At 71.0% G+C, this 20,335-nt stretch carries 17 protein-coding genes; 7 read left to right on the forward strand and 10 right to left on the reverse strand.

The annotated features are described in order from the left end of the window. Nucleotide 1: 1 nt before the first annotated feature. From ACIBSW_RS09170 to ACIBSW_RS09195, 6 genes are read left to right on the forward strand one after another with little or no spacing between them, the layout of a single operon-like run. Entirely contained in the window at nt 2–1,486 is a 1,485-nt protein-coding gene (locus tag ACIBSW_RS09170) for a CoA-acylating methylmalonate-semialdehyde dehydrogenase (RefSeq protein ID WP_354725640.1), read from the forward strand. Nucleotides 1,487–1,490: 4 nt separating this feature from the next. Further along, nucleotides 1,491–2,486, forward strand: coding sequence for a TIGR03842 family LLM class F420-dependent oxidoreductase (locus ACIBSW_RS09175; RefSeq protein WP_354725642.1), 996 nt, complete (start codon nt 1,491–1,493; stop codon nt 2,484–2,486). Further along, the gene (locus tag ACIBSW_RS09180; protein ID WP_354725644.1) at nt 2,483–3,343 is read left to right on the forward strand and encodes an ABC transporter permease subunit; all 861 of its coding nucleotides are present in this window, start codon (nt 2,483–2,485) and stop codon (nt 3,341–3,343) included. The genes ACIBSW_RS09175 and ACIBSW_RS09180 overlap by 4 nt, the downstream gene beginning before the upstream one ends. After that, nucleotides 3,340–4,125 (forward strand): ABC transporter ATP-binding protein, encoded by a 786-nt coding sequence (locus ACIBSW_RS09185; RefSeq protein WP_354725646.1) that lies wholly within the window; start codon nt 3,340–3,342, stop codon nt 4,123–4,125. The genes ACIBSW_RS09180 and ACIBSW_RS09185 overlap by 4 nt, the downstream gene beginning before the upstream one ends. Next, nucleotides 4,122–4,886, forward strand: coding sequence for an ABC transporter permease (locus tag ACIBSW_RS09190; protein WP_354725648.1), 765 nt, complete (start codon nt 4,122–4,124; stop codon nt 4,884–4,886). The genes ACIBSW_RS09185 and ACIBSW_RS09190 overlap by 4 nt, the downstream gene beginning before the upstream one ends. 50 nt (nt 4,887–4,936) lie before the next feature. Further along, nucleotides 4,937–6,076 carry an ABC transporter substrate-binding protein gene (locus tag ACIBSW_RS09195; RefSeq protein ID WP_354725650.1) on the forward strand — a complete coding sequence of 380 codons (1,140 nt, stop codon included), beginning with the start codon at nt 4,937–4,939 and terminating at the stop codon, nt 6,074–6,076. 54 nt (nt 6,077–6,130) lie between these two features. Here the strand turns inward: ACIBSW_RS09195 and ACIBSW_RS09200 are convergent, their stop codons facing one another. From ACIBSW_RS09200 to ACIBSW_RS09220, 5 genes are all read right to left on the reverse strand, one after another. After that, complete coding sequence (locus tag ACIBSW_RS09200) at nt 6,131–6,907, reverse strand: hypothetical protein (RefSeq protein ID WP_354725652.1); 777 nt, start codon at nt 6,905–6,907, stop codon at nt 6,131–6,133. 97 nt (nt 6,908–7,004) lie between these two features. Next, a complete protein-coding gene (locus ACIBSW_RS09205; protein ID WP_354725653.1) occupies nt 7,005–7,772 on the reverse strand; it encodes a hypothetical protein in 768 nt (255 codons plus the stop codon). A 96-nt stretch (nt 7,773–7,868) separates the two neighbouring features. Beyond that, entirely contained in the window at nt 7,869–9,947 is a 2,079-nt protein-coding gene (locus tag ACIBSW_RS09210) for a PQQ-dependent sugar dehydrogenase (protein WP_354725655.1), read from the reverse strand. A gap of 12 nt (nt 9,948–9,959) precedes the next feature. Continuing rightward, complete coding sequence (locus ACIBSW_RS09215; protein WP_354725657.1) at nt 9,960–10,880, reverse strand: sugar phosphate isomerase/epimerase; 921 nt, start codon at nt 10,878–10,880, stop codon at nt 9,960–9,962. Between the two features lie 320 nt (nt 10,881–11,200). Then, complete coding sequence (locus tag ACIBSW_RS09220) at nt 11,201–13,504, reverse strand: EAL domain-containing protein (RefSeq protein WP_354725659.1); 2,304 nt, start codon at nt 13,502–13,504, stop codon at nt 11,201–11,203. A 201-nt stretch (nt 13,505–13,705) separates the two neighbouring features. On the opposite strand from ACIBSW_RS09220, the gene ACIBSW_RS09225 reads away from it, so the two are divergent. Then, nucleotides 13,706–14,329, forward strand: a complete 624-nt coding sequence (locus tag ACIBSW_RS09225; RefSeq protein ID WP_354725661.1) for an HAAS signaling domain-containing protein — start codon at nt 13,706–13,708, stop codon at nt 14,327–14,329. Here the strand turns inward: ACIBSW_RS09225 and ACIBSW_RS09230 are convergent. The 5 genes from ACIBSW_RS09230 to mmsA form a co-directional block, all read right to left on the reverse strand. Then, nucleotides 14,323–14,724, reverse strand: a complete 402-nt coding sequence (locus ACIBSW_RS09230) for a hypothetical protein (protein ID WP_354725663.1) — start codon at nt 14,722–14,724, stop codon at nt 14,323–14,325. The two genes, ACIBSW_RS09225 and ACIBSW_RS09230, sit on opposite strands and share 7 nt — an antisense overlap. Next, entirely contained in the window at nt 14,721–15,941 is a 1,221-nt protein-coding gene (locus tag ACIBSW_RS09235; protein ID WP_354725665.1) for an ROK family protein, read from the reverse strand. Before ACIBSW_RS09235 ends, ACIBSW_RS09230 begins: the two co-directional genes overlap by 4 nt. A gap of 109 nt (nt 15,942–16,050) precedes the next feature. Next, on the reverse strand, nt 16,051–17,151 hold the full coding sequence (locus ACIBSW_RS09240) for a sugar-binding protein (protein WP_354725667.1): 1,101 nt from the start codon (nt 17,149–17,151) through the stop codon (nt 16,051–16,053). A gap of 72 nt (nt 17,152–17,223) precedes the next feature. Continuing rightward, the gene (gene mmsB / locus ACIBSW_RS09245; RefSeq protein WP_354725669.1) at nt 17,224–18,522 is read right to left on the reverse strand and encodes a multiple monosaccharide ABC transporter permease; all 1,299 of its coding nucleotides are present in this window, start codon (nt 18,520–18,522) and stop codon (nt 17,224–17,226) included. Further along, a complete protein-coding gene (gene mmsA / locus ACIBSW_RS09250) occupies nt 18,519–20,066 on the reverse strand; it encodes a multiple monosaccharide ABC transporter ATP-binding protein (protein WP_354725671.1) in 1,548 nt (515 codons plus the stop codon). The genes mmsB and mmsA overlap by 4 nt, the downstream gene beginning before the upstream one ends. Nucleotides 20,067–20,335: the final 269 nt, after the last annotated feature.

Consider the following 20,335-nt stretch of genomic DNA (forward strand, 5'->3'; position numbering starts at 1 on the left):
CATGCGTGAGATCAGACATTGGCTCGACGGCGGCGCCGTCCCCGGCGGCGGCACGCGGCGGCTGCCGGTGTGGGACCCGGCGACCGGCGAGCAGCAGGCATACGTCGTCGCGGCGACCGCGGACGAGACCGCGCGGGCCGTCGCGTCGGCCGCGAAGGCCTTCCCCGCCTGGCGGGCGGCGTCGCTGTCCCGCCGCTCGGAGGTCATGTTCCGGTTCCGGGAACTGGTCGACGCGAACCGCAAGGAGATCGCGTCGCTGGTCAGCCAGGAACACGGCAAGACCGTCGCGGACGCGGGCGGCGAGCTGGCCCGCGGGCTGGAGAACATCGAGTTCGCCGCGGGCGCGCCGCACCTGCTCAAGGGCGGCTACAGCGAGCAGGCCTCGTCCGGCGTCGACGTCTACTCGATCCGCCAGCCGCTCGGGGTGGTCGCCGGCATCACGCCGTTCAACTTCCCGGCCATGGTGCCGATGTGGATGTTCTGCAACGCCCTGGTCTGCGGCAACACGTTCGTGCTCAAGCCGAGCGAGAAGGACCCGTCCGTCTCGCTGATGCTGGCCGACCTGCTGCGCCAGGCCGGGCTGCCGGACGGCGCGTTCAACGTCGTGCAGGGCGACCGGGAGGCCGTCGAGACGCTGATCGCCCACCCGGACGTGCAGGCGCTGAGCTTCGTCGGCTCGACGCCGGTCGCCAAGAGCATCTACGAGCAGGGCACCCGGGCCGGCAAGCGGGTGCAGGCGCTCGGCGGCGCGAAGAACCACATGGTGGTGCTCCCGGACGCCGACGTCGACTCGGCCGCGGACGCCGCGGTCAGCGCCGGCTACGGCTCGGCCGGCGAGCGCTGCATGGCGGTCTCGGTCGTGGTGGCCGTCGGCGCGGTCGGCGATCCGCTCGTCGCCGCGATCCGGGACCGGATCGGCCGGATCGCGGTCGGCCCGGCCAGCGACCCGTCCGCCGAGATGGGCCCGCTGATCAGCCGCGAGCACCGCGACAAGGTGGCGGGCTACCTGGCCGCACCCGGCGCCGCCGACGTCGTCGTCGACGGCCGGGACGCACCGATCAGCGACGGGCCGGGCTTCTTCCTCGGCGCGTCGCTGGTCGACAAGGTGCCGACGGACTCGCCGCTGTACACCGACGAGATCTTCGGGCCGGTGCTGTCGGTGGTGCGCACCGACAGCTACGAGGAGGCGCTGGAGCTGGTCAACGACAACGAGTTCGGCAACGGGACGGCGATCTTCACCCGCGACGGCGGCGCCGCCCGGCGGTTCCAGTACGACGTCAACTGCGGCATGGTCGGCGTCAACGTGCCGGTGCCGGTGCCGGTCGCGTACTACAGCTTCGGCGGCTGGAAGTCCTCGCTCTTCGGCGACCTGCACATGTACGGCCCGGAGGGCATCCAGTTCTACACCCGGAGCAAGGTCGTCACCTCCCGCTGGCCGGACCCGGCCACCTCGGAGGTCGACCTCGGCTTCCCGAAGGTGCGGTGAGGCAATGGACATCGGAGTGGTCCTGCAGTGCGACCCGCCCGCCATGGACGTGGTCGAGTGGGCGAAGAAGGCCGAGGACCTGGGCTACAGCCACGTGTGGACGTTCGACTCGCACGTGCTGTGGCAGGAGCCGTTCGTCATCTACAGCAAGATCCTCGCCGACACCCGGCGGGTGATCGTCGGCCCGATGGTCACCAACCCCGGCACCCGGGACTGGACGGTCATCGCGTCGCAGTTCGCCACCCTCAACGAGATGTACGGCAACCGCACGATCTGCGGCATCGGCCGCGGTGACTCGGCGCTGCGGGTGCTCGGCCTGCAGCCGAACACGCTCGCTCAGATGCGCGAGAGCATCGGCGTCATCAAGCGCCTGGCCAGCGGCGAGACGGTGTCGCTGCGCGGCCAGGAGCTGCAGTTCGCCTGGGCGCCGGAGAGCCGGCTGGACGTGTGGGTCGCGGCGTACGGCCCGAAGGCCCTCGCGGTGGCCGGCGAGGTCGGCGACGGTTACATCCTGCAGCTGGCCGACCCGGACATCGCCGCCTGGATGATCAAGACGGTCCGGGACGCCGCCGAGCGGGCGGGCCGCGACCCGGCCGCGGTCAAGTTCTGCGTCGCGGCGCCGGCCTACGTCGGCGACGACCTCGCGCACCAGCGCGAGCAGACCCGGTGGTTCGGCGGCATGGTCGGCAACCACGTCGCCGACATCGTCGCGCGCTACGGCGCGACCGGCGCCGTGCCGCAGGTGCTGACCGACTACATCAAGGGCCGGGACGGCTACGACTACGCCGAGCACGGCCGGGCCGGCAACTCGCACACCACGTTCGTGCCCGACGAGGTGGTCGACCGGTTCTGCATCCTCGGCCCGGTCGAGAACCACCTGAAGCGGCTCGAGGAGCTGCGGGCGCTCGGCGTCGACCAGTTCGCGGTGTACCTGCAGCACGACGACAAGGAGGCGACGCTGCGGGCGTACGGGGAAAAGATCATTCCGGTCATGTCGTGAGACGCCCGCTGAGCGCCCTGGTCGGTCTGGTCGTGCTGGCCGCCCTCTGGGAGGGCTACAAGGCGGTCGGCAACCCGGACGGGACCGTGCTGTTCGGGGTGCGGATCCTGCCCCGGGCCGACGACCTGTCGATGCCGCACGTGTGGGACATGCTGAGCCGGCTCGGCCGCCCGGAGCTCGCGGGCGGCCGGCCGGTCTGGCAGGTGGTGCTGAGCGGCAGCCTGTTCACGCTCGGCGTCACCGCCGTCGGCTTCGTCGCCGGCGCCGCGATCGGCCTGCTGCTGGCGATCGCCATGCAGCGGTTCCGGATCGTGGAGCGTGGCCTGCTCCCCTACGTGATCCTGTCGCAGACGGTGCCGCTGGTCGCCCTCGCGCCGCTGATCGCCGGCTGGAGCGGGAACCTGTCGTTCGGGCCCTATCCGTGGCAGGACTGGATGACGGTCGCGGTCATCGCCGCGTACCTCGCGTTCTTCCCCGTCGCGGTCGGCATGCTGCGCGGCCTGCAGTCGCCGCCGGCGGCCGGGGTCGAGCTGATGCGCAGCTACGCCGCCGGCTGGTGGCGGACCCTGGTCAAGCTCCGCCTGCCGGCGTCGCTGCCCTACCTCTTCCCCGCGCTGCGGCTGGCCGGCGCGGCCGCCGTCGTCGGCGCGGTGGTCGGCGAGATCTCCACCGGTACGCGCGGCGGCATCGGCCGGCTCATCATCGAGTACTCCCGGGAGGCCACCTCGGATCCGGCGAAGGTGTACACCGCCATGTTCGGCGCGGCCCTGCTCGGCCTCGTCGTCGCGGGCCTGGTCGCGCTCCTGGAGCTGCCGCTGATGCGGCACCGCGACCGCGTCTCGGTGGTGACGATGTGAGCGCCGTGTCCCTGGCCGGAGTGACCAAGGTCTTCAACGCCGGCCGGCCGGACGAGGTCACCGCCCTGTCCGACATCGACCTGACCATCGCGCGGGGCGAGTTCGTCTCGCTGATCGGCCCGTCCGGCTGCGGGAAGAGCACGCTGCTGCGGCTGATCGCCGACCTGATCCCGGCCACCCGCGGCACGGTCGAGGTCGCCGGCAAGCCGGCCGCGAAGGCCCGCCTCGACCAGGAGTACGGCATCGCGTTCCAGCAGGCCGGGCTCTTCGAGTGGCGGACCGTGCAGCGCAACGTCGAGCTACCGCTGGAGCTGCGCGGCGCCTCCCGGGCCGAACGCCGCGCCCGCGCCGCCGAGATGCTGGCGCTGGTCGGGCTCGCCGACTTCGCCCGGCACTACCCGGCGCAGCTCTCCGGCGGCATGCAGCAGCGGGTCGCCATCGCCCGGGCCCTGGCCGTGCACCCGCCGCTGCTGCTGATGGACGAGCCGTTCGGCGCGCTGGACGAGATGACCCGCGAGCGGCTGCAGGCGGAGCTGCTGGCGATCTGCACGAAGACGGGCACCAGCACGGTCTTCGTCACGCACTCCATCCCGGAGGCGGTCTTCCTGTCCGGCCGGGTCGTGGTGATGTCGCCGCGGCCGGGCCGGATCGCCGCCACCGTGCCCATCGACCTGCCCGTGCGCGACGACGCGGCCCGGCAGTCGCCGGCCTTCTTCGAGGCGATCACCGCGGTCCGCCGCGCGCTGCGCGAACCCGGTGAGATCCCGGCGGCGACGCCGTGAGGCACCTGCTGCGGATCGCCCCGCCGATCGTGGTGGGCGTCGTCGCCCTGGTCGCCTGGGAGCTGGTGGTCTCGCTCGGCCGGATCGCGCCGTTCATCCTGCCGGCGCCGTCCGCGATCTGGCACGAGCTGGTCGCCCAGCGCGGCAACGTCTGGGACGCCGCGCTGGCCAGCGGCCTCAACGCGCTCGTCGGCCTGGCCTGGGGCACGATCGCCGGGGTCCTCGCGGCGATGGCCGCGAGCCGCTTCCGGCCGCTGTCCGAGGTGTCCATCCCGCTCGCGGCGGTGCTCAACGCGCTGCCGATCATCGCGCTCGCCCCGATCCTCAACAACATGTTCGAGTCGACCTCGAGCGTCCCGCGCCGCCTGGTCGCCGGGATCATCGCGTTCTTCCCGGTCTTCATCAACACGCTGCGCGGGCTGCGCGAGGTCGACCCGACCCACCGGGAGCTGATGGCCAGCTACGCCGCGGGCGGCTGGACGTTCACCCGGCTGGTCCGGCTGCCCGGCGCGCTGCCCTTCGTCTTCACCGGCCTGCGACAGGCGTCGTCGCTGGCCGTCATCGCCGCGGTCGTCGCCGAGTACTTCGGCGGCCTGCAGAACGGGCTCGGCTCGCGGATCACCTCCGCCGCCGCGTTCACCGCGTACTCCCGTGCCTGGGCCTTCGTGGTCGGCGCCTGCCTGCTCGGACTCGTCTTCTACCTATCGACGCTCCTGCTGGAGCGCCTCGCCATGCCCTGGAAAACCAGGCTCATCTCCTGACGCTCCCCTTCGTCCTCACCCTGTTCCGCCAATTCCTTGGAGGATCCCCAGTGAGAAGATTCCGCCTTCTGTCCGCCGCCGCGCTCGCCGCGGTGCTGGCCGTGACGGGGTGCGGCACCGCCGACACCCCGTCGACACCGGCGCCCGGCGCGAGCGGCGCCCGGACCCCGATCAAGCTGCAGCTGCAGTGGTTCTTCCAGGCCCAGTTCGCCGGCTACATCGCCGCCGTGGACAAGGGCTTCTACACCGAGCAGGGCCTGGACGTGCAACTGCTCGAGGGCGGCGTGGACATCGTGCCGCAGACCGTGCTGGCCCAGGGCAAGGCCGACTACGCGATCGCCTGGGTGCCCAAGGCGCTCGCCTCGCGGGAGCAGGGCGCGGCGATCACCGACGTCGGCCAGATCTTCGCCCGCTCCGGCACGTACCAGGTGGCCTTCAAGGAGAGCGGGATCACCGGCCCGGCGGACTTCAAGGGCCGCAAGGTCGGCAACTGGGGCTTCGGCAACGAGTTCGAGCTCTTCGCGGGCATGACCGGCGCCGGGCTCAACCCCGGCAAGGACGTCACGCTGGTGCAGCAGCAGTTCGACATGCAGGCGCTGCTCAAGAAGGAGATCGACCTCGCGCAGGCGATGAGCTACAACGAGTACGCGCAGCTGCTGGAGGCCAAGAACCCGGCGACGGGCAAGCTGTACACGCCGGAGGACTTCACGGTCATCGACTGGAAGACGGTCGGCACGTCCATGCTGCAGGACGCGGTGTGGGCCAACACCGGCAAGCTCAACGACCCGGCGTACCAGCAGCAGACCGTGAAGTTCCTGCTCGGCACGGTCAAGGGCTGGGCGTACTGCCGCGACAACGCGGAGGAGTGCCGCGACCTGGTGGTCAAGAAAGGCTCGAAGCTCGGCAAGAGCCACCAGCTCTGGCAGATGAACGAGGTCAACAAGCTGATCTGGCCGTCGGCGGCCGGCGTCGGCCTGGTCAGCGAGGCGGACTGGAAGCAGACGGTCGACCTGTCGATGAACACCAAGAACCAGACCGGCGACACGGTGCTGACCAAGCAGCCGGAGGGTCTCGCCTACACCAACGACTACATCCAGCAGGCGCTGGAGCAGGCGAAGGCGGCGGGCGTCGACGTGACCGGCGCGGGGTTCCAGCCACAGACCGTGACCCTGAACGCGGGCGGCGCCTAGCCACCCGCCCCCGAACGACGGGCCCGGCCGCCCCCCGTCGGCCGGGCCCGTCCCTTACCCGCCGCTCTGGAACCGGGCGATGGCCTCGATCGCGCCGACGGTCGAGGACGTCGCGCCGGCGATGCTCTCCGCGCCCTGCGCCGCGAGCACCAGCCGCTGGAAAAAGTTATTGATCTTTCCCAGCAGGCCGGGATCCCTAATATCCTCGCGCCTCACGAATGCGCCGGTAAGGCAATCCAACGCGTCTTCAAGATCGACTGTTCCGGTGATCCGCGAACCGAGCAGCGCGGTTTCAATGTCGCGCAGACGGCGGACCAGAAATGTCTTTGCCTCCGCCGACAGCGTCGGGCTGCCGGTCACCGAATCAATCAATTCCCGGACGTCATGTATCAATGAGTCAAGGTGCTCGAGCCCGATCGCCGGTTCGGGGCAGCACCGGTGCAGCGCCCTGGACGCCGCCTCCAGCCCGAACAGCGCCGCGCCGTCCAGCGGCACCGGAACGAGGAACTTGGCGGCGAACAGGTCCGTCGGCGCATAGCCGGCCGCGCCCATCACCACGTCGTCGGTCAACCGCTTGACGAGCGTCTCCACCTGGTGGAAGTGCTGCAGGAGGAAGGCCGGATCCTCCGCGTCGGGCAGGGCCTGCACCGCCGACCGGGTCGCCCGCGCCAGCCGCCCGATCTCCAGAATTCTCAGCGCCACCGCGAACGGCTCGTCGGCATCCTCCGCCAGACCCAGCACTTCACCGATTGTCTTGTCGCCATTTCGACTGTGCAATGTCTCAAGGAATGCACCCAGCCGCCCAGCGGGATTGTCCATCCATCTCGGCATGTCCGACACTGTAACAACGGCAATACTGTGAGTCACAAAACACGCACGCCACCGCTGCGGTAAGCCATTCGGCCGATATGCATCCTACGTACGTACGTCAGCTGGAAATGAGGCGCGCGGTAAGGGCGACGGCATTGATGTCGCCCTCGCGGAGTGCGGCCGCCGCGTCCGCCTCGCCCAGGCTGACCATTCGCTGCGCCGCCGTGTCGATGATGTCCTGGTTGCCGCTGAGCAGCTTGCGGGCCAGGTTCGCCTGCAGCGGGGTGAGCTCCGCGTAGGCGCAGCGGTCCAGCGCGACGACGGTCTCCTGGTCCAGGTGTCCCGCCAGGGCCCGCTCGGTGACGACGCGCAGCAGCCAGGAGGGCCACCACCCGTACTTGCCGAGCAGGTGCCCCGAGCGCACCGCTTCCGCCGGCTGCTGGCCGCCCTCCAGCAGCCGCAGGGCCATCGGGACGTCGAAGCGCTCCAGGCGCAGCGCCGTCACGAACAGCTTCTGCAGCTTCGCGGTGCCGACCACCGGCTCGGCCCCCGCGGCCGCCGCGGCGTACTCGCCGCGCAGGGCCAGGGCGACGGTGGCCGCCTCGGCCGTGGAGATCTCCGCGCCCGTCGCGCTGTCGTTCATCCGCTCCAGGGTCCGGGCCAGGCGCTCGGTGGCCTTCTCGGCCAGCTCGGCCCGCTCGGTGATGCCGGGGCGCTCCAGGTGGCGTACCACGCTGGCCACGGCGAGCTCCACCTCGCGGCGCAGCAGCGGGTACCCGATGTGCGGGGTGAGCAGGTCGCCGATGCCCTCGACCAGGTACGCGGCGTCGAAGTGGTCCGACGCCTCGAGGAACTGCGCCCACCACTGCTCCTGGTGCCTCCCCACGACCACCAGCGTGGCGCAATCCACGGCCGGGCGGGCACCAAACGGCCGAGGTCACCGCCGTGGGTTACCGGTGGTGACCTCGGCCGTCCGGATGGATCAGCCCGCGGTCGGGGTCAGGACGACCTGGTCCGAGCCGCTCTGCGGCGGGGTGCCGGAGTCGGTGTACTCCGCGACGAACACCGCGGTCAGGTCGTCGGCGCCGGCGTGGCCGCCGTCGACGAACGTGGTGATCGAGCCGGTGCAGCCGGCCGCCGTCTGCAGCGGGTGGCCGTGCTGCGCGTGGCCCAGGATGTAGGTGACCGTGACCCTCGAGCAGTCGACCGGCTGGTCGTCGACGACGCTGACCTCGAAGTTCACCGTGTCACCGAACTCGAACGGCTGACCCTCGCTCGGTGACACCAGGGTGACGACCGGCGCCAGGGTGCCGACCGGAAGGATGACCTCGGCCGAGGCCCAGCGACCCGTCGGATCCGTGACCTTCAGCGTCGGGCGGTAGTTGCCGTTCTGGGTGAACGTGTACACCGCGTTCGGCGCTCGGGAGTCGACCACGCCGTCGCCGTTGAAGTCCCACGCGTACCGCAGGCTGTCACCGTCCGGGTCGGTCGTGCCGGCGCTGGAGAAGGTGACGGTCAGCGGTGCCGCGCCACTGGTCGGCGTCGCCGAGACGCGCGGGATCGGCGTCCGGTTGCCGCGCACGTAGTCGATGCGGGCCAGCTGGGCGTCCGGGTTCTCGGAGAAGAAGCCGTCGCCGTACTCGAGCACGTAGAGCGAGCCGTCCGGGCCGAACTCGAGGTCCATCGGGTTGTCGAAGACCACCGAGGGCAGCACGGACTCGATCGAGGTGACCTGGTTGGCCGGGCCGAGGGTGAAGCCCTTGACGTAGTCGCGGGTCCACTCGTAGAACAGCGGCTTGCCGTCGTAGTACCGCGGCCACTTCGTGGCCGAGGAGTTGCGCGCGTCGAAGTCGTACGCCGGACCGCCCATCGGGCCGATGCCGCCGGTGCCGAGCTCGGGGAACGCGGGCGTCAGGCCGTACGAGTAGATGACCTCGGCCTTCTCGACCGGCGGGAGCCTGCGCTTGCCGGTGTTGTTCGGCGACTCGTTGACCGGCGCCGCGCAGTTGAACGGCGCGCCCGAGACCCCGGTGGCGAAGTCGTAGTCGATGTACGGCAGGTCGGGCGAGACGCAGTAGGGCCAGCCGTAGTTGGCGGGCTTGTCGACGGCCATCCAGCGGCCCTGCCCGGCCGGACCGCGGGCCGGGTTCGGCGCGTTCGCGTCCGGCGAGTAGTCGCCGACGTAGACCACGCCGGTGTTGTCGTCGACCGCGAAGCGGAACGGGTTGCGCAGGCCCATCGCGTAGATCTCCGGGCGGGTGTACGCGGTGCCCGGCTTGAACAGGTTGCCCTTCGGGATGGTGTAGCTGCCGTTGCCCCTCACCTTGATCCGCAGCAGCTTGCCGCGCAGGTCGTTGGTGTTGGCGGCGGTGCGCTGCGCGTCGAAGGCGGGGTTGCGGTTCGCCCGCTCGTCGATCGGCACGTAGCCGTTGGAGGCGAACGGGTTGGTGTCGTCGCCCGTCGACAGGTACAGGTTGCCCTTGGCGTCGAAGTCGATCTTGCCGCCGACGTGGCAGCAGATGCCCCGGTCGGTGCCGACCTCGATGATCTTCTGTTCGCTGCCGAGCGACAGCGTGTTGCCGTTGAGCTTGAAGCGGGACAGCCGCATCACGCCTTTGAACGGCGCGAAGTCCGCCGCGGTGCCCTGCTCGGGCGCGTTGCCCTCGTTGACCGACGGCGTCGCCGGGTCGTCCGCCGGGGTGTTCAGCGGCGGCGAGTAGTAGATGTAGACCCACTTGTTGCGCGCGAAGTCCGGGTCGATCGCGACGCCCTGCACGCCCTCCTCGTCGTGCTGGTACACCGGGATCGTGGCGGCGAGGATGTTGCGGCCGCTCCTCGGGTCGTTGATGCGTACCTCGCCCTTGCGCGCGGTGTGCAACACCCGCTTGTCGGGCAGCACGGCCAGCGCGATCGGCTCGCCCGGGAAGTCGTTGAGGGTCACCTTCTGGAAGTCGGAGTCCGGCGGAGGCGCGGCGGCCTGCCCGGCGGCCGGGCCCGACGGCACGGTCAGCGCGGTCGCGACCAGCGCCAGCGCGGCGACGGCGGTGGAAAGTCTCTTCATTCGGCTCACCCCTTAGAACCGGAGGGTGTCGAGGAAGCGGAAGCCGACCTCGGCCGTGGTCAGGGCGTCGGCGGGTACGCGCGGAGGCGTGCCGGCGTCGTCGCGCTCCACGATGTACTCGACCAGGCCGGCCTCGCGGGAGTGCTCGAAGATGCGCCCGAAGTCGATCAGACCCTGGCCGGGGTCGGCGAAACTGCCGGAGGGCGCCAGGTCCTTGACGTGCACCTGCCGGATCCGGCCGCGGTGCCGGTGTATCAGGTCGACCGGGTCGCTGGCCCCGCGGAACGCCCAGAACAGGTCGACCTCGAGGTGCACGAGCCGGGGATCGGTCTCGCCGGTCAGGATGTCGAAGCCGGTGCGCTCGCCGCCGTCCTGACGGGCGAACTCGTTGTGGTGGTTGTGGTAGCCGAAGCTGAGCCCGGCCTTGCGGGCCAGCGCGCCCGCCTTGTTCAGGTCCCGCGCGAAGGCCCGGTACACCGCGCCGTCGCGGATCGGCGCGCCGCCGGCGCCGACGCCGAAGAACGGGTGCACGATGTACTTGTTGCCGACGATGTGCGCGTTGTCGAGCGCCGCCTGCCAGGCCGCGGCGTCGAACGGCTGCGGGATGCCGACGTGCCCGGAGGTCGCCTTGAGGCCGGCCCGGTCCAGGGCGGCGCGGAACTGCGCCGCGGTGCGCCCGACGAAGCCGGCGTGCTCGACCCGCCGGTAGCCGATCTCGGCCAGCCGGGCCAGGGTGCCGTCGAGGTCGATGTTGAGCTGGTCGCGCAGGGTGTACAGCTGCACGCTGATCTGGTCACGCGGCACCCGGGACGGCCCGCGGCCGCCCTTGGCGGCGGCCGGCGAGGCGAGCACGGCGGAGGTGCCGATCGCGGCGGCACCGGCCGCGGCGGCGCCCAGTAGGTTTCGGCGGCTGACTGTTGACTCGTTCTGCATCGCTTGCACTGCCTCCCGGTCGGTGGTGCGGGAATCGACGTGGGCGCGCGGAAGCGGCCGATCGGGCGGCGGCTTCCTCAGCCGCGCGCCACGCCGGAGCACTTTTGTTGCATCGAAGTCGTTCGCTTGCTGATATTAAGCACAGGTTTCGCTGGAGTGGCGAAAAGAATCTTCGAAATATGCAAAAGTTTCGCTCAGCCAGTGCATAAGTCCCCGCCAATGCCGTGAGTCTGACCGATGTGGACACGCCGGACATCGCCCGCTCCAGGCGCTTCGCACTGTCCCGAGCCTAGGTCCGCATCGGACTGTCCGCTCGTTGATTAGGCGGTCACGGCGCCCTGCTGCGCCGCGAGCAGCGCGGTGAAGTCGGCGGCGGCCATCGGCCGGGCCAGGTGATAGCCCTGGCCGTAGGTGTAGCCCAGGTCCCGCAGCTGCTGGACCTGAGCCTCGTTCTCGATGCCCTCGGCGACCGTCTCCAGCCCCAGCGCGTCCGCCAGCTGAACGACCGCGCGGGCCACCGCCTGGCGGGCGTCGCGCGCCGACGGGCTCGCATAGTCGAGCTCGATGCCGTCGACGAACGACTTGTCCAGCTTCACGATCGCGGCCGGGAACGCGCGCAGCAGGCTCAGCGACGACTCCCCCGTGCCGAAGTCGTCCAGGGCCAGCTTGACGCCGAGGCGGTCGAGCTCGTGCAGGGTCTGCGACACCTGGCCGCCGCGCAGCACCGCGGACTCCGTCAGCTCCAATACCAGGCGGTCGGTGGACAGACCGCTGTCGGCGAGCGCCGCCAGCACGTCGGCGACGAAGTCCGGGTCGTGCAGCTGGCGGGCCGAGACGTTGACGGCCGGACGCTGCAGCGCGTCGGGGCCGAACTCGGCCAGCCAGGCCGCGGTCTGCCGGCAGGTCTCGCGCAGCACGAAGCGGCCCAGCTCGACGATCAGGCCGGTCCGCTCGGCGGCCGGGATGAACTCGATCGGCGGCACCGTGCCGCGGATCGGGTGGTGCCAGCGCACCAGCGCCTCGACCCCGACGATCTTGCCGGTGCCGAGCGCGACCAGCGGCTGGTACACGACCCGGAACTCGCCGGCGTCGAGGCCGCGGCGGATCTCGCCGCCGAGCTGGATGTGCGCGAGGACCGGCTCCTCCATCCCGGGCACGTAGCGCACGTGGCCCGCCTTGCCGCGCTCCTTGGCCGCGTACATCGCGACGTCGGCGTCGCGCAGCACGCTGTCGACCGTCGCGCCCGGAGCGACCGTCGCGATGCCGATGCTGGCCCGCACGAGCAACCGGTGCTCGCTGATCGGCCGGCTCAGCGCGTCGAGGATGCGCTGGGCGACGGTCTCGCCCACCGTCGTGCCGCCGACGAGCAGCACCGCGAACTCGTCGCCGCCGACGCGCACCGGCAGGGCGTCGGCGCCGCACTGCTCGGTGAGCACCTCGGCCACCGCGACGAGCAGGTGGTCGCCGACGTCGTGGCCGAGCGAGTCGTTGACGGTCTTGAAGTCGTCCAGGTCGACCAGGAGCACGGTCGCGGGCCGCTCGGCCGCGAGGGCGGCCTGCAGCACGTCGCGGAACCGGGCCCGGTTGGCCAGGCCGGTGAGGCCGTCGTGGCTGACCTCGTGCTGCAGCCGCTCCTCCTGGCCACGGACCTCGCGCAGCAGGCGCCGGTTGTCGCGGGAGGCCACGAACTGGCGGACCGTCACCAGGATGCTGACCAGCACTGCGGCGGACAGCGTGACCCGGCCCGGCCAGCGCAGCGTGCCCGAGGCGACCGCGATCAGGCACAGGTCCACCGCCGCGATCGACAGGTAGGGCAGCAGCGGCGAGGAGCGCCGCGACGCCCGGCGCCGGCCGAGGGTGGCCCGGGCCTGCGTGCGGACGGCGAGGGCCAGCAGCGCCGGTCCCAGCGGCAGCACCACGGCCTGCGACGGCACCCCGCCGGCGTACCCGAAGGTGGTGGCGAGCACCGCGACGCCGGCGGCGGTCAGGCCGACGGCGGCGACCATCCGCATCGCCGTGCGGTCGACCGGGCCGTCGCCGAGGTACGAGACCTTGGTGAGGCCGGCGATCGTCAGCAGGAAGGCGAGGCCGATCAGGAACAGGGTCTGCGTGCTCCACCGCTCGGCCGAGGTCAGCATTCCGGCGAACCCGAAGTGCCAGAGCACCGTCGCGCAGCACACGCAGGCGAGCGCCCGGTCCAGGTTCATCCGCCAGCGCTCGGCGGGGCCGACGGCGCCGACGGGCACCCGGGCGACCGCGGCCATGGCGAGCGTGAAGCCGAGGGCGATGGCCGCGGCGGCCGGCAGCGGCATGTTCGGCGGCATGTCGCCGACCGTGTAGATCGCCGCGTGCACGGCCATCACCAGGTAGCCGAGCGTCATGCTGACCGCGGCGGCCAGCAGGGCGCGCCAGAACCGGCCGGCGATCGGGTTGCCGCGCACCGTGCGCCAGAAGCCGAACACGGCGGCGACGGCGACGCAGCCCTCCAGCGGCGCGGCCAGATAGGCGATGGCCACCGGCCCCGCGCCGACGGTGGCGTGCAGGAGGTACCACAACGCGCTGGCGGCGACGATTCCGGCGTTGATCCACACGTAGCGCGTGAATGAACGGGTCTCGTCGGCCATGGTGTGTGCATCGGCGAGGTGGTGGACGGGTGAAGGGAAACCCCGGGCTGTGGGGCGATTCACACCATGGCGTCGCTCACGGACGGGATCGGCCGAAAGGCAGAGGGCGGCCGGGCTTCTCGGTCCCCCGTCAGATGTGTACCCGGCCGGCGCGACGGAATGCTGACTGCACTACCGCGCTCGAGCTCAGGGGGAACCGCGATGACGTCCGTACCGCACCACTACGACACGGCGCCGCTCGTGCACACCGACGTCCTGGTCCTGGACTACCTGGCCGCGCTCTGGGCCGCGAGCGAGGACCTCGAGCCGGGGATGCGCGACGAGCTGATGGCCACGGTCGCCGACTACATCGCGATGCGCCGGACCGCCGCCGCCGATCCGCTCGAGGACCCGCAGCAGATCCTGCATCGGCTGGGTCCGCCCGAGTCGCTCGCGGCGGCCGCCCGCCGCGGGCGGGTCCCGGCCCACCTGCGGCGGCCCGCACCTCCCCTGCCGCTGCCGCCGCCCGCACCGGCGCCCTCCGGTCATCTCGAGTACGCGGGGATCGCGCTGCTCACCGCGGGTTCCGTGGTGTTGCCGGTGATCTGCCCGCTCGCCGGGCTGCTGCTGGTCTCCGGCTCGCCGCGGTGGAGCCCGGCGCAGAAGACGGCGGCCTGGGTGCTCACCGCGCTGCCCGCGTTGCTCGCCTTCGTGCTGGTGCTGGGCGCGCTCGCGGTCGGCGGCGGCGCCGAGATCCTGGTGCTCGGCTACCTGGCGATGGTCGCCGGCGCCGTCATCGCGGGCCTCTCCCTGCTGCCCGGCCTGACGGCACGGCGGCGCTACTGAGCTCCGGCCGGGCGGCGCAGCGTGGCGCGGGCCAGCATCGCGAGGGAGAACGCCGAGTGCGCCAGCAGCAGGCCCAGCGCCGGGAACACGCCGCCGGACAGGAACCCCGCGCCGACCGCGGCCACCGCTCCGGCGGCCACCGAGAGCAGCCCGCCGATCCCCGCCTGCGCGACGCCGTCGGTGCCGCGGACGACGGCCACCAGGCCGGACAGCGCGGCGGCGACGGCCAGCAGCAGCACCGCCTGGGTGGCCGGCGAGCCGAACGCCGCCTGGTGCGCCACCTCGGGGATGCCGGAGCAGAGCGCGGCCGCGTACGGCAGCTCGAACAGCGGCGGAAGTAGCCACATCAGCTGGGCCGGCCGGCACACCGTCGCGCTCGCCGTCGATCCGGTCATGGTGCCCCTCCGTCGGTAGCTCGGAGTCCAGTCTCCTCCCGCACCGCAACTCCGGCGCTCAACGGGTCGGCGAGCAGCCGGCCGAAGGCCAGCTCGGCGGCGCCGATCAGGGCGGCGTCGCGGCCGAGCGCCGCGGCCCGCAGCAGCACGCGCTCGCGGGAGGCGGGCAGCGCATGGACGTCGAGGCGGCGGTGCACCACGTCGGCGCCGGCGGCGTAGACCTGCCGCAGCGAGCCGCCGAAGACCACCAGGCCGGGGTTGACCACGTTGAGCAGGCTGGCCACGCCGAGCCCCAGCCAGTCGGCGACCCGGTGCACCGCCGCGCGGGCCGTCTGCTCGCCGTGCTCGGCGGCGCGCAGCACCTCCGCCGCCGTGTGGCCCGCGGGCCCGGGCTCCCGGCCGGCGTGCCGCAGCAGGGCGGCCGCGCCGATCTCGGTCTCCCAGCAGCCGCGCGAGCCGCAGCCGCACCGCACGCCGCCCGGGTTGACCACCATGTGGCCGACCTTGCCGCCGTGCCCGCGATGGCCGGTGAGCAGCCGGCCACCGGTGATGATGCCGGCGCTGACGCCGAGGTCGCCGTGCAGGTAGACGACGTCGTCGGTGCCCGCCGCGACCCCGCGGGCGTGCTCGGCCAGCGCGGCGATGTCGGCCAGGTCCCCGGCGACGAAGCCCGGGTCTGCCGGGAACTCGGCGCGCAGGGCGGCGCCCAGCTCCGCGTCGGCGCGGCCGATCCGGATCCGGCCGTCGGCGTCGCGGGTGGTGTCCGCGACGGCGACGGCGCCGCCCGCGCACCGGGCGCCCTCGGCGAGGCCGCGCTCCATCTCACGGACGAGGCAGGCCAGCGGCCCGGCCGCCGCGGCCGCCGGCATGCCCGGCGGGCGGGCGACCTCGCGCAGGTCGAGGACGCGGCCGCCGAGCCCGACGCAGGCGGCGCGGAGCCGGTCGGACTCGATGCTCAGCGCCCGCGCGTAGACGCCGCCGGAGCGGGGGCTGACCACCAGCGAGGGCCGGCCGGCCCGCAGCGCGACGGTCGGCGCCTCCTCGGTGACCAGCCCGCCGGCCGCCAGATCGGCGGCGAGCGCCCCGATGGTGCTGCGGTTGAGCCCGAGCCGGCCGGTCAGCTCGGCGCGGGAGGTCGGGCCGTGCAGGTGGACGTGGCGCAGCACGGCGCCGAGGTTCTGCCGCCGGATCTCCTCCTGGCCGGGCAGGTACGGCACGTCGGTACCCGCCTTCCTGATCTCGGTGCCCCTGACGGCGAAGGGCCCCCGGAGACGAGCTCCGGGGGCCCAAGGGTCGTCGATGACTACCCTGCGTTTACTGCGTTGATTACTTGGTGAGCGGCGCGAGCTTCGGGTCGTTCGCGTACGCCTCGGCCGCGTTCGCCTTGGTGACGGCGACCGGGGGGAGCAGGTACGTGTCGACGACCTTGACGCCGTTGTTGTAGGACTTCTGGTCGTTCACCTGCGGGGTGCCACCGGTCTGGAGCGCCTTGACCATGTTGATGGTCTCCTTGACCAGGGTCCGGGTGTCCTTGTTGATGGTCATGTACTGCTCGCCGGCCATGATCGACTTGATCGACTCGACCTCGGAGTCCTGGCCGGTGACGACCGGGACGGGCTTGCCGGCACCCTTGATCGAGGTGATGATCGCGCGGGCCAGCGTGTCGTTCGGGGAGAGAACGCCGTCGAGGGCCTTGTCACCGTAGGTCGAGGTCAGCAGCTGGTCCATGCGGGCCTGCGCACCCTCGGCCTTCCAGCCCTGGATCGCGGTCTGCTTGACCTCGGTCTGCTTCGACGCGACGACCAGGTTGCCCTTGTCGATCTCCGGCTTGAGGACGTCCATCGCACCGTTGAAGAAGACACCGGCGTTGTTGTCGTCCGGCGAGCCCGAGAAGAGCTCGATGTTGTACGGGCCGGTCGCCTTCTTGGCCTTGAGGCCGTCCAGCAGGGCCTGGCCCTGGAGCTGGCCGACCTTGAAGTTGTCGAACGCGACGTAGTAGTCGAGGTCCGGCGTGTTGGTGATCAGGCGGTCGTACGCGATGACCTTCGCGCCGGCCTGGTGCGCCGCGGCGACCTGGGTCGACAGCTGCGCGGCGTCGGTCGCGCCGATGACGATGACCTTCGCGCCCTTGGTCACCATGGCGGTGATCTGCGCCTGCTGGTCGGCGACCGTGGTCGACGCGCCGGCGTACTGCACGTCGCTCTGGAAGCCGGCCTCCTTCAGGCCGTTGGTGAACAGGTCACCGGCGAGGACCCAGTTCTCCGAGGTCTTGGCCGGCAGGGCCACACCGATCAGGGAGTTGGCAGCGAAGCCCTTGGCCGGGGCGTCCGTGCCGGCGGCCTCGTCGTCGCGGCCGCCGCCGCAGGCCGTCAGGGCCAGCATCGAGATGGCGCCGATGGCCACCGTCTTGGCAAAGAAAGTACGCATGAGGGGGTGTTGCCCTTCTTCAGAGAGGTGATACGGGTGATGGGTGTTACCGGTGAGAGGGGTCGGTGGCCGTCAGCCGGACACCGTCGTCTTGGCGGGCTCGGTGACCGCGTCTGACGAGGTTGCCGGTTTGGCGGTTGCCTCCCGGCGGAACGGGCGCATGAGGCTTCCGATGATGGAGAAGCGCCCCTGGCTCTTGTTGTAGACGTCGAGCGCGACGGCCAGCAGCAGGACCATGCCCTTGATGACCTGGACCTGGTCGGAGCCGATGCCCTTCAGCTGCAGGCCGTTGTTGAGCACCGCCATGACCAGACCACCGACGATGGAGCCGCTGATGGTGCCGATGCCGCCGGAGACCGCCGCGCCGCCGATGAAGACCGCGGCGATCGCGTCCAGCTCCCAGCCGATGCCGTCCTGCGGGCCGGAGGCCTGGGACCGCGCCACGAAGATCATGCCGGCCAGGGCGGCCAGGACGGACATGTTCATCATGACCAGGAAGTTGACCCGGCGGAGCTTGACGCCGGACAGCTCGGCGGCGCGCGAGTTGCCGCCGACCGCGTAGATGTGCCGGCCGCCGGCCGTGTTGCGGGTGTAGAACGAGTACAGGATCACCAGCGCCACCAGGATGATGCCGGAGACCGGGAAGCTGGTGCCGACGCGGCCGCTGGCGAAGCGCAGGGTGGCGAAGAGGATCACGCCGACCATGACGGCCATCCGCAGGATGGAGATCCACATCGGAGCGGTGTCGGCGTCCATCGCGTGGCGGGTCCGGCGGGCCTGCACCTCGCGCCAGATGACGGCCAGGCAGGCCAGGAAGCCGAGCAGCAGCGTCAGGTTGTTGTAGCCGGTCTTCGGGCCGACCTCGGGCAGGTAGCCCGAACCGATCGACCAGAAGCCCTCGGGTACCGGGACGGTGCTCGCATTGCCGATCCACTGGTTGCCGCCGCGGAAGATCAACATGCCGGCCAGTGTCACGATGAACGCCGGTACCCCGACGAAGGCGACCCAGAAGCCCTGCCAGGCGCCGATGGCCGCGCCGACCAGGAGACCGAAGACGATGGCCAGCGGCCAGGGCAGGTGCCATTCCGCCATGGACTTGGCGACCAGGATGCCGGCGAAGGCGGCGACCGAGCCGACCGAGAGGTCGATGTGCCCGGCCACGATGACCATCAACATGCCGATCGCGAGGATCAGGATGTACGAGTTCTGCTGGAACAACGCGATGAGGTTGTCCGAGCGCAGGGTCAGGCCGTCGGTCCAGATCTGGAACAGGACGACGATCGCCACGAGGGTGAAGATCATCCCGAACTGACGGGCGTTGGAGGTGGTGCCTCCGAAGAGGTTCTTCTGAAGGTCCTTGAATCGGCTCATCGCGTCTGCATCTTCTTCGTCGAGGTCATCTGCTTCATGAGGGTCTCCGGGTCCGCGTCCTGCCGGGGGATGTCCCCGGTGATGGAGCCTTCGAACACGGTGTAGATGCGGTCGCAGAGCCCGATCAGCTCGGGCAACTCCGAGGAGATGACGATGACGCCCTTCCCCTGCTCGGCGAGCCGCTGGATGATGCCGTAGATCTCGTACTTCGCACCCACGTCGATGCCGCGGGTCGGCTCGTCGAGGATCAGCAGGTCGGGGTCCGTGAACATCCACTTCGCCAGCACGACCTTCTGCTGGTTGCCGCCGGAGAGCTTGGAGACGCCCTCGTCGACGGTGGGCGCCTTGGTGCGCAGCTCCTTGCGGTAGCCCTCGGCCGCCTTGTACTCCGCGACCTCGTCGATGACGCCGTGGCGGGTGATCTTGGACAGCTTGGCGGCCACCGTCGAGGTCTTGATGTCGTCGAGCAGGTTGAGGCCGATCGCCTTGCGGTCCTCGCTGACGTAGGCGAGGCCGTGCGCGATGGCGTCGGCCACCGACTTGAGCACGATCTCCTTGCCGTCCTTGATGATCGTGCCCGACTCCCAGACGCCGTACGACCGACCGAAGACGCTCATCGCGAGCTCGGTGCGGCCGGCGCCCATCAGGCCGGCGAAGCCGACGATCTCGCCGCGGCGCACCACGAAGCTCTCGTTCTTGCAGACCTGGCGCTCCGCGGAGATCGGGTGCCGCACGTTCCAGTCGCGGACCTCGAAGAAGACCTCGCCGACCGACGGCGTGTGGTCCGGGAACCGGCTGCCGAGCTCGCGGCCGACCATGCCCCGCACGATCCGGTCCTCGTCGACGCCGTCCCGCTTGATGTTCAACGTCTCGACGGTCTTGCCGTCCCGCAGGATGGTGATCTCGTCGGAGATCGCCTCGATCTCGTTCAGCTTGTGCGAGATCATGATCGAGGTGATGCCGCGCTCGCGGAAGCCGCGCAGCAGGTCCAGCAGGTGCCGGGAGTCGGCCTCGTTCAGCGCGGCGGTCGGCTCGTCCAGGATGAGCAGCTTGACGTCCTTGGCGAACGCCTTGGCGATCTCCACGAGCTGCTGCTTGCCGACGCCGATGTCCTTGATCAGGGTGTCGGGGTCCTCCTGCAGGCCGACCCGGGCCATCAGGTCCAGCGCCATCCGGTTGGCGGACTTCCAGTCGATCGCGCCGCGCTTGCGGGGCTCGTTGCCGAGGAAGATGTTCTCGGTGATCGACATGTCCGGAATGAGGGCGAGCTCCTGGTGAATGATCACGATGCCCGCGTGCTCACTCGCCCGAATGTCCGAAAAACGGGTCTCTGCACCCTGGTAAACGATGTCACCGTCGTACGTGCCGTACGGGTAGACGCCGCTGAGCACCTTCATCAGCGTCGACTTGCCGGCACCGTTCTCGCCGCAGATGGCGTGGATCTCGCCGGCACGAACCACCAGGTTGACGTCGGAGAGGGCCTTGACCCCGGGAAACTCCTTGGTGATGGAGCGCATCTCCAGGAGGATGGGCGCGTCGCTCATAGGTCGCACCACCTCGCCAACGTCATGGATGCCTCCGGGAGGGTCTCGCCTTCAGATGGTTTTGTTGCCGAAGGCAACCTATTCAGAGCGGAAGATGATTCGCAAGTTTTCTTGATCACCGTTCCGGTAACAATCCGGCAATGAAGAGCCGGGGGGGGGGGCGCCCCCCCCCCCGGGGGGGGGGGGGGGGGGGGGTGAGAACCCCCCCGGGTGGCGGTGCCCCGGGGGAAACACATTTTTGGGGGGGCCCGCCCCCCCCAAGGGCACGG

Origin of the sequence: Actinoplanes sp. NPDC049668, assembly GCF_044465445.1 — a bacterium.
In the GTDB taxonomy this organism is placed as follows: Bacteria; Actinomycetota; Actinomycetes; order Mycobacteriales; family Micromonosporaceae; genus Actinoplanes.